The sequence below is a fragment of the Streptomyces saintjeani genome, assembly GCF_055409605.1.
Window position 1 is genome coordinate 2417662 of sequence record NZ_CP189624.1, and the last position, 11988, is coordinate 2429649.

The 11988-nt window shown below is 70.2% G+C and carries 8 protein-coding genes; 3 read left to right on the forward strand and 5 right to left on the reverse strand.

The window, feature by feature from the left end:
- Positions 1-8 precede the first annotated feature (8 nt).
- Positions 9-350 carry a MerR family transcriptional regulator gene (locus ACQCO7_RS10760; RefSeq protein WP_464077190.1) on the reverse strand — a complete coding sequence of 114 codons (342 nt, stop codon included), beginning with the start codon at positions 348-350 and terminating at the stop codon, positions 9-11.
- Positions 351-410: 60 nt separating this feature from the next.
- On the opposite strand from ACQCO7_RS10760, the gene ACQCO7_RS10765 reads away from it, so the two are divergent.
- Positions 411-1265 (forward strand): aldo/keto reductase, encoded by an 855-nt coding sequence (locus tag ACQCO7_RS10765; RefSeq protein WP_464071611.1) that lies wholly within the window; start codon positions 411-413, stop codon positions 1263-1265.
- On the opposite strand, the gene ACQCO7_RS10770 is transcribed toward ACQCO7_RS10765, so the two are convergent.
- From ACQCO7_RS10770 to ACQCO7_RS10785, 4 genes are all read right to left on the reverse strand, one after another.
- The gene (locus tag ACQCO7_RS10770; protein ID WP_464071612.1) at positions 1249-1974 is read right to left on the reverse strand and encodes a vWA domain-containing protein; all 726 of its coding nucleotides are present in this window, start codon (positions 1972-1974) and stop codon (positions 1249-1251) included. The two genes, ACQCO7_RS10765 and ACQCO7_RS10770, sit on opposite strands and share 17 nt — an antisense overlap.
- Positions 1975-2097: 123 nt before the next feature.
- Entirely contained in the window at positions 2098-3558 is a 1461-nt protein-coding gene (locus ACQCO7_RS10775) for a glutamate synthase subunit beta (protein ID WP_464071613.1), read from the reverse strand.
- Positions 3551-8167 (reverse strand): glutamate synthase large subunit, encoded by a 4617-nt coding sequence (gltB, locus tag ACQCO7_RS10780; RefSeq protein ID WP_464071614.1) that lies wholly within the window; start codon positions 8165-8167, stop codon positions 3551-3553. The genes ACQCO7_RS10775 and gltB overlap by 8 nt, the downstream gene beginning before the upstream one ends.
- 375 nt (positions 8168-8542) lie before the next feature.
- A complete protein-coding gene (locus ACQCO7_RS10785) occupies positions 8543-9274 on the reverse strand; it encodes a VIT1/CCC1 transporter family protein (protein ID WP_464071615.1) in 732 nt (243 codons plus the stop codon).
- 263 nt (positions 9275-9537) lie between these two features.
- Here ACQCO7_RS10785 and ACQCO7_RS10790 point away from each other — a divergent pair, with 263 nt between their 5' ends.
- Both ACQCO7_RS10790 and ACQCO7_RS10795 read left to right on the forward strand, forming a co-directional pair.
- Positions 9538-10563, forward strand: coding sequence for an ADP-ribosylglycohydrolase family protein (locus tag ACQCO7_RS10790; RefSeq protein WP_464071616.1), 1026 nt, complete (start codon positions 9538-9540; stop codon positions 10561-10563).
- Between the two features lie 50 nt (positions 10564-10613).
- Complete coding sequence (locus tag ACQCO7_RS10795; RefSeq protein ID WP_464071617.1) at positions 10614-11981, forward strand: ADP-ribosylglycohydrolase family protein; 1368 nt, start codon at positions 10614-10616, stop codon at positions 11979-11981.
- Positions 11982-11988: the final 7 nt, after the last annotated feature.

The window sequence follows — 11988 nt, forward strand, 5'->3', positions numbered from 1 at the left end:
AGTTGATGTTACGTCAGCGGCGCGAGAAGCCTCGTGAGGGAAGTCCGGGAGCCCTCCAGGCGGGCGATCCGCCCCTCGATACCGTCCAGTTGCTCCCTGAGCAGCGGTGTGAGGCAGGGTTCGACCTCGGTGTCGCTGCCGCAGACGCAGTCCAGCACCTCGCGGATGACGCGGGTCGGCAGCCCGGCGTCGAGCAGGACGCGGATACGGCGGACGACGACCGGCGCGTCGTCGGCGTACACGCGGTGCCCGCCGGGGGTCCGTTCGGCGTCGAGGAGCCCCTGTTCCTCGTAGTACCGCAGCAGCCGCACGGCGACCCCGGTCTCCTCGCTCAGTTCCCCGATCCGCACTGTGACCCCGCTCACGTCGACTTGAAACTCACACCGGTGTGACGTCCTAGCGTCTCAGCCATGACCGACACAGACGTATTCCTCCTCGGCGGCGACCTCCCCGTACGCAGGATCGGCTACGGCGCGATGCGCCTGTCCGGCGCGCCCCACGAGCGCTCCGGCACGACCGCCCCGATCTGGACCGCCCCCACCGACCGCGCCGAGTCGATCGCCCTGCTGCGCACAGCGGTCGAGCAGGGCGTGAACTTCTTCGACACCGCCGACGCGTACGCCCTCGGCGAGAGCGAGGAGCTGCTGGCCGAGGCGCTGCGGCCGTACGGCGACGAGGTGATCGTCGCGACGAAGGCGGGCGTCCTGCGGCCGAGCCCCACCGAGTGGGTGACCCACGGCCACCCCGCCTACCTCCGGCAGCAGGCGGAACTGAGTCTGCGCCGGCTGCGCACCGACCGGATCGACCTGTTCCAGCTGCACCGCATCGACCCGGAGTACCCCCTGGCCGACCAGGTCGGCGCGTTGAAGCAGCTCCAGGACGAGGGCAAGGTCCGGCACATCGGCCTCTCGGAGGTGACCGTGTCCGAGGTGGAGGAGGCGTCGAGGACGGCCACGATCGCCTCGGTCCAGAACCTCTACAACCTCGCCGACCGCACCCACGAGCCGGTGCTCGACCACACCGCCGCGCACGGCATCGCCTTCCTCCCCTACTTCCCGGTGACCGTCGGCGACGCGGCACCCCGACTCGCCGCGCTGGCCATCGAGTTGGGTGCGACGGTCTCCCAACTCGCCCTCGCCTGGCTCCTGCACCGCGCCCCGAACGTCGTCCCGATCCCCGGCACGTCCTCGCCCGTCCACCTCACGGAGAACACCGAGGCCCTCCGACTGCGGCTCACCGGGGAGCAGTTCACGCGGATCGGATGACGCCGCACGCCCGCGCCTCCAGCAGCCACTTCGGGAACTCGCCGAGGAGCCGGTCGTACAGCTCGGCGTCGGACATCCGGCGTGGGTCCAAACCCGCGTGGAAGAAACCGGCGTTGTCGACGACACGTCTGCCGGGTGCGGGGAGTTCGTCGAGTCGGCGCAGGAAGTCGAACTGTTTGCTGCGGGCATCGCCGAAGCCGATGAACTGCCAGAACAGAGGGAGCCGGGCGGCCTTGCACAGGTAGCGTTCGGCGGCGGGTCTGCTGGTCGGGCCACCGTCGGTCTGGAAGACGACCAGCGCCGGGTCGGTGGCGCCGCTGTCGAGATAGTGGTCGATGACGGCGTCCATGGCGAGGTGATAGTTGGTCCGGCCCATGTGCCCGAGGTCCGACACGATCCGTTCGATCCGCCCCTCATGTCCGACCAGCGTGATCTCGGCGACAGCGTCGATGCCGGTGGAGAAGACGACGACCGGAACCTCACCGTCGTCGTCCAGATGTGCCGCGAGCCCCAACACCCGGTCCGCCAGCGCCTGTACGGTGCCGTCCTTGTAGTACGGCTTCATCGACCCCGAGTAGTCGACGACCAGGTAGACGGCCGCCCGCTGCCCCTCAAGACCGTGCTCGGCGAGCGACTCCCCGGCCCTCTTGTAGAGGCTGACCAGCGCGGGCGCGGTCTCCTGGACCTTCGTGAGGCTGATGGCTGCCATGCCGGCCACCTTATCCGGACATACGGCGACGCCTGCCCGGTCGTCCGGTCGGGGACAGTGGGGCAGGCGTCGTCTACTGTTCCGTACGCCTTTGTACGGGACGTTCTGTGAGTGACCGTCAGGTCAGACCATCAGTGAGCGGTCGGTCGGGCGGATCGGGGCCGGCAGGTCGCTGGCCCCCGTGAGGAACCGGTCGCAGCCGCGAGCCGCCGAGCGGCCCTCGGCGATGGCCCACACGATAAGGGACTGACCCCGCCCCGCGTCACCGGCGACGAACACGCCCGGCACGTTCGTCTGGAAATCGGCGTCACGGGCGACGTTCCCGCGCTCGTCCAGTTCGAGGCCGAACTGCTCGACCAGCCCGTTCTCCCGGTCCGTCCCGGTGAACCCCATGGCCAGCGTGACGAGTTGGGCCGGAATCCGCCGCTCGGTGCCCGGCTTCTGCGTGAGCCTGCCCTCGACGAACTCGACCTCGACGAGGTGCAGCCACTGCACGTTGCCCTCCTCGTCGCCCTCGAAGTGGGTCGTGGAGACGGAGTAGACCCGCTCGCCGCCCTCCTCGTGCGCGGAGGTGACCTTGTACAGCATGGGGAAGGTGGGCCACGGCTGACCGGCCGGCCGGTCCTCGCCGGGCCTCGGCATGATCTCCAGCTGCGTGACGGACGCGGCGCCTTGACGGTGCGCGGTGCCGACACAGTCGGCGCCCGTGTCACCGCCGCCGATGACGACGACGTGCTTGCCCTCGGCGGTGATGGGGGACGTCACGTAGTCGCCCTCCTGCACCTTGTTCGCGAGGGGCAGGTACTCCATCGCCTGGTGGACGCCCTTCAACTCCCGCCCGGGGACGGGAAGATCGCGCGCGGTGGTCGCCCCGGCGGCGATGACGACGGCGTCGTAGCGCTTCTTCAGGTCGGTCGCCTTGAGGTCGCGCCCGATCTCGATCCCCGTACGGAAGCGGGTCCCCTCCGCGCGCATCTGCTCGATGCGCCGATTGATGTGCCGCTTCTCCATCTTGAACTCGGGGATGCCGTACCGCAGCAGACCGCCGATGCGGTCGGCGCGCTCGTACACGGCGACGGTGTGGCCGGCCCGGGTGAGCTGCTGCGCGGCGGCGAGCCCGGCTGGCCCGGAGCCGATGACGGCGACGGTCTTGCCGGAGAGCCGCTCGGGCGCCTGCGCGGCGACCGTACCGGCGTCCCACGCCTTGTCGATGATGGAGACTTCGACGTTCTTGATGGTGACGGCGGGCTGGTTGATGCCGAGGACGCACGCCGACTCGCAGGGAGCCGGGCAGAGCCGCCCCGTGAACTCGGGGAAGTTGTTGGTGGCGTGCAGGCGCTCGGACGCGGCGGACCAGTCCTCGCGGTACGCGTAGTCGTTCCACTCGGGGATGAGGTTCCCGAGCGGACAGCCGTTGTGGCAGAACGGGATGCCGCAGTCCATGCAGCGGGACGCCTGCTGCGAGATGATCGGCAGCAGCGAGCCGGGGACGTAGACCTCGTTCCAGTCCTTGAGACGCACGTCGACGGGACGGGACTTGGCGACCTCACGGCCGTGGTTCAGGAAGCCCTTCGGGTCAGCCATGGGTCGCCGCCTCCATCATCTTCTCGGTGATCTCGGACTCGGAGAGTCCCGCCTGCTCGGCGGCGTCCTTGGCGGCGAGCACTGCCTTGTACGTGCTGGGGATGATCTTCGTGAAGCGCTCGGCCGAGGCGTCCCAGTCCGCGAGCAGCTTCTCGGCGACCGTGGACCCGGTCTCCTCCGCGTGCCGGCGCACGACGTCGTGCAGCCACCGCTTGTCGTCGGCGGACGGCTCCTCGATCGCGCCGAGGTTCCCGGAGTTGACGTTGTCCCGGTTCAGGTCGATGACGTACGCGACGCCACCGGACATGCCGGCCGCGAAGTTGCGCCCGGTCTCGCCGAGGACGACCGCGTGACCGCCGGTCATGTACTCGCAGCCGTGGTCGCCGACGCCCTCGGAGACGACCAGCGCCCCGGAGTTACGGACGCAGAACCGCTCACCGGTACGGCCGCGCAGGAACAGCTCCCCGCCGGTCGCGCCGTACGCGATGGTGTTGCCCGCGATGGTCGAGTACTCGGCGAGGTGGTCGGCGCCCCGGTCGGGACGGACGATCACCCGGCCGCCGGAGAGGCCCTTGCCGACGTAGTCGTTCGCGTCGCCTTCGAGGCGCAGCGTGACACCGCGCGGCAGGAACGCGCCGAAGGACTGGCCGGCGGACCCGGTGAAGGTGATGTCGATGGTGTCGTCGGGGAGCCCCGCGCCGCCGAACTTCTTCGTCACCTCGTGGCCGAGCATCGTCCCGACGGTGCGGTTGATGTTGCGGACCTTGATCTGCGCGCGGACCGGCTGCGCGGACGTCGCGTCGGAGGCGGCGAGCGCGTCGGCGGCGAGCTTGATCAGCTCGTTGTCGAGGGCCTTCTCCAGGCCGTGGTCCTGGGCGACCGTCTGGTGCAGCACGGCGCCCTCGGGCAGCTCGGGGACGTAGAACAGCGGGGCCAGGTCGAGGCCCTGCGCCTTCCAGTGGTCCACGGCGCGCTCGACGTCGAGGAACTCGGCGTGCCCGACGGCCTCCTCGATCGACCGGAAGCCCAGCTCGGCGAGGAGCTCGCGGACCTCCTGCGCGATGAACGTGAAGAAGTTGACGACGTACTCGGCCTTGCCGGCGAACCGGTCGCGCAGAACGGGGTTCTGCGTGGCGATGCCGACGGGGCAGGTGTCGAGGTGGCAGACGCGCATCATGACGCAGCCGGAGACGACGAGCGGCGCGGTCGCGAAACCGAACTCCTCGGCGCCGAGCAGCGCGGCGATGACGACGTCACGGCCGGTCTTGAGCTGCCCGTCGGTCTGGACGACGATCCGGTCGCGCAGGCCGTTGAGCAGCAGCGTCTGCTGCGTCTCGGCGAGGCCCAGCTCCCAGGGACCACCCGCGTGCTTGAGCGAGGTGAGCGGCGAGGCACCCGTACCGCCGTCGTGACCGGAGATCAGGACGACGTCGGCGTGCGCCTTGGACACACCCGCCGCGACCGTGCCCACGCCGACCTCGGAGACCAGCTTGACGTGAATCCGCGCCTGCGGGTTCGCGTTCTTGAGGTCGTGGATCAGCTGGGCCAGGTCCTCGATGGAGTAGATGTCGTGGTGCGGCGGCGGCGAGATGAGGCCGACGCCCGGCGTCGAGTGCCGGGTCCTCGCGACCCACGGGTACACCTTGTGGCCGGGCAGCTGGCCGCCCTCGCCGGGCTTGGCGCCCTGGGCCATCTTGATCTGGATGTCGTCCGCGTTGACCAGGTACTCGGAGGTCACGCCGAAGCGGCCGGAGGCGACCTGCTTGATCGCGGAGCGGCGCGCCGGGTCGTACAGGCGGTCCGCGTCCTCGCCGCCCTCACCGGTGTTCGACTTGCCGCCGAGCTGGTTCATGGCGATGGCGAGGGTCTCGTGGGCCTCGCGGGAGATCGAGCCGTAGGACATGGCGCCGGTGGAGAAGCGCTTGACGATGTCCTCGACGGACTCGACCTCGTCGACCGAGATCGACGGCCGGTCGGACTTGAAGCCGAACAGGCCGCGCAGCGTCATGAGGCGCTCGGACTGCTCGTTCACGCGGTCCGTGTACTTCTTGAAGATGTCGTAGCGGCCGGAGCGCGTCGAGTGCTGGAGGCGGAAGACCGTCTCCGGGTCGAAGAGGTGCGGCTCGCCCTCGCGGCGCCACTGGTACTCGCCGCCTATCTCCAGCGCGCGGTGCGCCGGGGCGATGCCGGAGGCGGGGTACGCCTTGGCGTGCCTCGCTGCGACCTCCTGGGCGACGACGTCGATGCCGACGCCGCCGATCTTGCTGGCGGTGCCGATGAAGTACTTCGCGACGAACGCGTCCTGGAGGCCGACGGCCTCGAAGACCTGGGCGCCCCGGTAGGAGGCGACCGTGGAGATGCCCATCTTGGACATGACCTTGAGGACGCCCTTGCCGAGCGCGTAGATCAGGTTGCGGATGGCCTGCTCGGGCTCGATGTCCGAGAGGAAGGTGCCCGCGCGGGCGAGGTCCTCGACGGACTCCATCGCCAGGTACGGGTTGACGGCGGCGGCGCCGAAGCCGATCAGCAGGGCGACGTGGTGGACCTCGCGGACGTCCCCGGCCTCGACCAGCAGGCCCACCTGGGTGCGCTGCTTGGTGCGGATGAGGTGGTGGTGGACGGCGGCCGTCAGCAGCAGCGAGGGGATCGGCGCGTGCTCGGCGTCGGAGTGGCGGTCCGACAGGACGATCAGACGGGCGCCGTTCTCGATGGCGGCGTCGGCCTCGGCGCAGATCTCGTCGATGCGCGCGGCGAGGCACTCACCGCCGCCGCTCACCCGGTACAGCCCGGACAGGGTCGCGGCCTTGAAGCCGGGCATGTCGCCGTCGGCGTTGATGTGGATGAGCTTGGCCAGCTCGTCGTTGTCGATCACCGGGAAGGGCAGGGTGACGGTACGACAGGAGGCCGCGCTCGGCTCCAGGAGGTTGCCCTGGGGGCCCAGCGAGGAGCGCAGGGAGGTGACGAGCTCCTCGCGGATGGCGTCCAGCGGAGGGTTGGTGACCTGCGCGAAGAGCTGCGTGAAGTAGTCGAACAGCAGCCGGGGGCGGCTGGAGAGCGCCGCGATCGGCGAGTCCGTGCCCATGGAGCCGATCGGCTCGGCGCCGGCCTTCGCCATCGGGGCGATGATGACGCGCAGCTCCTCCTCGGTGTACCCGAAGGTCTGCTGGCGGCGGGTGACGGAGGCGTGGGTGTGGACGATGTGCTCGCGCTCGGGCAGGTCGCCCAGCTCGATCTCGCCGGTCTCCAGCCACTCCGCGTACGGCGCCTCGGCGGCGAGGGACGCCTTGATCTCGTCGTCCTCGATGATGCGGTGCTCGGCGGTGTCGACGAGGAACATCTTGCCGGGCTGGAGGCGGCCCTTGCGGACGACCTTCGCGGGGTCGATGTCCAGGACGCCGACCTCGGAGCCGAGGACGACGAGGCCGTCGTCGGTCACCCAGTAGCGGCCGGGGCGCAGGCCGTTGCGGTCGAGGACCGCGCCGACCTGGGTGCCGTCGGTGAAGGTGACACAGGCGGGGCCGTCCCAGGGCTCCATCAGCGTGGAGTGGAACTGGTAGAACGCGCGCCGGGCCGGGTCCATGGAGTCGTGGTTCTCCCACGCCTCCGGGATCATCATCAGCACGGAGTGCGGCAGGGAGCGCCCGCCGAGGTGGAGCAGCTCCAGGACCTCGTCGAAGGAGGCGGAGTCGGAGGCGTCGGGGGTGCAGATCGGGAAGACCCGCTCGATGCCCTTGTCCCCGCTGTGCCCATGGTCGGCAGAGCCGAACAAGTCGCTGGCCAGCTGCGACTCGCGCGCCACCATCCAGTTGCGGTTGCCCTTGACGGTGTTGATCTCGCCGTTGTGCGCGACGAACCGGTAGGGGTGGGCGAGCGGCCACGACGGGAACGTGTTCGTGGAGAACCGGGAGTGGACGAGCGCGACGGCCGAGGCGAACCGGCGGTCGGAGAGGTCCGGGAAGAACGGCTCCAGCTGGCCGGTGGTCAGCATGCCCTTGTGGACGATGGTCCGCGCGGACAGCGACGGGAAGTAGACGCCGGCCTCGCGCTCGGCGCGCTTGCGCAGCGCGAACGCCTTGCGGTCGAGGGCGATGCCCTCGGTCTCGCCGTCCGAGACGAAGATCTCGTGGAAGGCGGGCATCGTGGAGCGGGCGGTGGCGCCGAGCAGGCCGGGGGCGACGGGGACCGCACGCCACCCGAGGACGGTGAGGCCCTCTTCGCCGGCGATCGTCTCGATCCGCGAGACGGCGTCTTCCATGCCGTCCTCGGGGAGGAAGGCGATGCCCACGGCGTACGAACCGGCTGCGGGGAGCTCGAATCCGGCGACCTCGCGGAAGAACGCGTCCGGGACCTGGGTCAGGATGCCCGCGCCGTCGCCCGAGTCGGGCTCGGAGCCGGTGGCGCCGCGGTGTTCGAGGTTGCGCAGAACGGTCAGCGCCTGCTCGACCAGCGTGTGGCTCGCCTCACCGGTGAGGGTGGCCACGAAGCCGACGCCACAGGCGTCGTGCTCGTTACGGGGGTCGTACATACCCTGCGCGGCAGGGCGAGCATCCATGAAGGACCAGTTCTGGCCATTCCCGGAGTGCTGGGACGGCTGGCGCGGCGTACGCATCGGCTCTCCCGTCGTCGTCTCAAGTGGCATATCTGCGTTGCCGAGGGACGACGTTGGCCCTCTGCGTAAGTGCAAAATTTCGTGCAGGTTACATGATGGGGCGGTTCTCGGGAAGTGGATAAACCGTTCCAGCATGCGGACGCCGTAGGGTCGCGGCGGGTGCCGCGCGAGGCGGCTGAAAATGTGCGGGAGCGAGTGGGACAGATCGGTGTCCGTCGTTCCTGGGGGAGTACGGAAGGGGCGTCTTCACCCGTCCCGCGCGTGTGCCACAGGCGTCGTTGCCCGCAGCGCTTACGGCTCATGCCCGGTGGTCACGCATCCGAAACCAGCGGGTAACGGCTATTTATACGGTCCCTCGCATACCTAGCAGCCCTCTTATCCTACGGCCGTACCGAACAAAGTGCCCAGGACGTACGTCACACCCGCCGCCGCACCTCCCAGCACCAACTGCCGCAGCCCGCTGTACCACCAGGTCCGCGCGGTCACGCGGGCGACGACGGCCCCGCACAGGAAGAGCCCGAGCAGCGCCACGAGCACGGCCGGCCACAGCGCGCTCGCCCCCAGCAGGTACGGCAGCAGCGGCAGCAGCGCGCCCAGCGCGAACGCCCCGAACGACGAGACGGCGGCGACCAGCGGGGAGGGCAGGTCCGAGGGGTCGATCCCCAGCTCCTCGCGCGCGTGGATCTCCAGCGCCATCTCGGGGTCCTTCGACAGCTGCCGGGCGACCTCGCGCGCGAGCGGCGCGTCCACGCCCCGCGCCTCGTACAGCGCCGCCAGCTCGGCCTCCTCGTCCGCCGGGTGCCTGCGCAACTGCGCCCGCTCGACGTCCAGTTCCGCCTCCACCAGCTCCCGCTGCGAGGCGACGGAGGTGTACTCGCCGGCCGCCATCGAGAAGGCGCCCGCCGCGAGGCCCGCGAGTCCGGTGAGGACGACGGCCTGGTGCCCCAGGTCGCCGCCCGCGACACCGGTCATCAGCGCGAGGTTGGACACCAGTCCGTCCATCGCCCCGAACACCGCCGGCCTGAGCCAGCCGCCGTTGACGTCACGGTGGGTGTGGTTGTCGCGGTGCGCCTCGTGCAGCGGCGCCTCGATGTCGATGAGAGCCATGTTCTTTCATCCCCGGCAAGCTAAGCCAAAGCTAACTTTGGACACGTTCTAATTCTCTACAGCGCTGAGGCTACGTCGGCCATTCCCTCCTCGCCAGCAAGGAAAGGCTGGGCTTAGCTGCGGTTTTACCGCCGGACGCTCATTCGATTTACTTGGCGCTCAAAAGTCGTCCGGGTGACAAAAGGGGCTTTCAGGCTGAGGTCAACCGCCAATGGTGGGACAGATCCGTTCACTGACCACCCCTCTCCCCCGGAGGTTCACGGATGGCATCGATCGCAGCGCTGCGTGAACGGGCGAGAGGCGCCCTGCTCGGCCTCGCCGTGGGAGACGCCCTCGGCGCCCCGGCGGAGAACATGAAGCCCTCCGAGATCCGCGCCCGCTGGGGCCGCATCACCGGGTACGTCACCGACACCCCCGCCGGCACCGACGACACCGAGTACGCGATCCTCTCCGGCCTCCTGCTGGCCCGCCACGGCTCCGCCCTCACCCCCGCCCACGTCGAATCCGCCTGGCACGCCTGGATCGCCGACCGCGACGAGGGCCCCTTCCGGGGCGCCGGCTTCAGCGAACGCGGCACGCTGGAGAACCTCCGGCGCGGCCTGACCGCCCCCGTCACCGCCCAGCACCGCCACGCCTGGAGCGACGGCCTCGCGATGCGCGCGGCGGTCTTCGGCGTCTTCGCGGCAGGCCGCCCGGCGGAGGCGGCCCGCCTGGCGGCGATCGACGGCTCGGTGAGCCACGAGGGCGAGGGCATCTACGGCGGCCAGGCGGTGGCGGCAGGCGTGGCAACGGCCATGACCGGCGCACCCCCCATCACGGTCATCGCCTCCGCCCTGGCCGTGATCCCCGACGACTCCTGGACAGCCCGCTCCCTGCGCCGCGCGGTGGCCCACGCCCACGAGGGCGAACGAGCCATCCGCACAGCCGTGATCATCCCCGGCTACCCCTGGACGGACCTGGCCCCGGAGGCGGTGGCCCTGGCCTTCGGTGCGTACGCCTACGCGAACGCGGACTTCCGGGACTCGGTCCTGACGGCGGTGAACATGGGCAGAGACGCGGACACGACAGCGGCAGTAGCAGGCGCCCTGTCAGGAGCAACCCAGGGCGCCTCGGCAATCCCCCTCCCCTGGGCCCGAGCAATCGGCCCGGCAAGAGGCTCCTGCCTCCCCGAAATGGCCGGCCACCACGTCCTGGACGTGGCGGAACTCCTGATCCAGACGGAGAGCACGAAGTGGACCCCGACGAGGTCGGACTTCGCGCTGGCGGCGGAGAGCGGGGAGGAGAGGTGAGGGGGGAACTGGAGGCAGGGGAAAACGGACGACGGAAACGGGACGAGCACATGACGCCAGGGAAGAACGGCACATCCCAACCAACGCACACCCCAACCCACCCAGGGGCGCGGGGAACTGCGCGACCAGCCACGACGGACCCGCAGCCGCCACCCGACAGAACCCACCCCCACCACCGCGCCCCCACCCCCGACCAGCCAGTCGCCGACGGCGAGCACCCGCCACAAGAAAAACCCGCACCCGACAACCCAACCCGCACGGGTGGCGCGGGCGGGAAACACCAGGCCGATGGCGAAGCCAAGGCCCGGCGTCCGATCACCGGCATGCTCCTGGGCCTGGCCACAGGCGACGCCACCGGCTGGCCCTCCGCCCGCCACAGAGCCTCCCGCATGCCCGACTGGACCCGCCGCCTGACCCGCGAACTGGACACCTTCGCGGAACAGAACGCCACCACCACCCTCCCCGTCCCCATCGCCCTGAACCAACCCCCGGCCCCCCTCCACCTGGGCCCCTCGGACGACGCGGAATGGGCAGCGCTGACCGCCCAGACCCTCCTCCGCACCACAGACCCCACCACCCTGAACGACCTGAGCAGAGACCACCGCACAAGAACGGCGATCGACCTGGCCTGGACCTCCCTGGCGGCGGAGGTGGCTGCCGCAGCGGCAAAGGCCCCGGAGGTCGAATCAGCGGTACTCCCCCTCCGCGCCCGTATCTCGGTAAGAGCCGGCCTGACCAACCTCGCAGCCGGCCTACGCCCCCCGGCAACGGGCCACGACAACCCCCACTACTTCGACGACGCGGCCTGCGTAAGGGCATGCGTCCTGGCGACAACCCACCCGGGAAACCCCCGACGAGCAGCGGACCTGGCGGAGTTCGACGCCCGCTACACCCAGGACGGCGACGGAGTACACGGCGCGAGGGCCATGGCAGCGGCCATCTCCTTGGCACTGACCGGCGAGAACATCGAAACCTGCGTAGCAGCGGCCCTGACCCAACTCCCCCCGGAAACAGAGATCGGCAGAAACGCCCGCCACGCCCTGCACCTCGCGCAGACGACAGACTCGGCGTTCGCCCTGATCCCCCTGCTGGAACACCAGATCGTGGACCACGTCTACAGCTACGGCATCGCGGCGGCGGAAACGGTCCCGGTGACCCTGGCGATCTCCCTGGCCGCGAACGGCCGTGTCGCGGAGGCGATCCCAGCGGCAACCTGCCTCTCCAGAGTCGCCGACTCCACCCCCGCCCTGACCGGCGCCCTCACCGGCGCGATCGGCGGCGCGGCGTCGATCCCCGACACCTGGCGCACCACCTCCCGCACGCTCTCCGGCTGCACCCTCCCCCGCCTCACCGGCACCGACCTCCTGGAACTCGCCGAACTCCTGGAAGCCGCACAACCGGCAACAACAGGAGCATGATTCACCC

What these genes read in the sequence shown, in the direction of transcription:
- ACQCO7_RS10765 (WP_464071611.1), top strand. Translation starts at nt 411, where the DNA reads ATGACCGACACAGACGTATTCCTCCTCGGCGGCGACCTCCCCGTACGC.
- ACQCO7_RS10785 (WP_464071615.1), bottom strand. Translation starts at nt 9,274, where the DNA reads ATGGCTCTCATCGACATCGAGGCGCCGCTGCACGAGGCGCACCGCGAC.
- ACQCO7_RS10790 (WP_464071616.1), top strand. Translation starts at nt 9,538, where the DNA reads ATGGCATCGATCGCAGCGCTGCGTGAACGGGCGAGAGGCGCCCTGCTC.
- ACQCO7_RS10775 (WP_464071613.1), bottom strand. Translation starts at nt 3,558, where the DNA reads ATGGCTGACCCGAAGGGCTTCCTGAACCACGGCCGTGAGGTCGCCAAG.
- ACQCO7_RS10770 (WP_464071612.1), bottom strand. Translation starts at nt 1,974, where the DNA reads ATGGCAGCCATCAGCCTCACGAAGGTCCAGGAGACCGCGCCCGCGCTG.
- gltB (WP_464071614.1), bottom strand. Translation starts at nt 8,167, where the DNA reads ATGCGTACGCCGCGCCAGCCGTCCCAGCACTCCGGGAATGGCCAGAAC.
- ACQCO7_RS10795 (WP_464071617.1), top strand. Translation starts at nt 10,614, where the DNA reads ATGACGCCAGGGAAGAACGGCACATCCCAACCAACGCACACCCCAACC.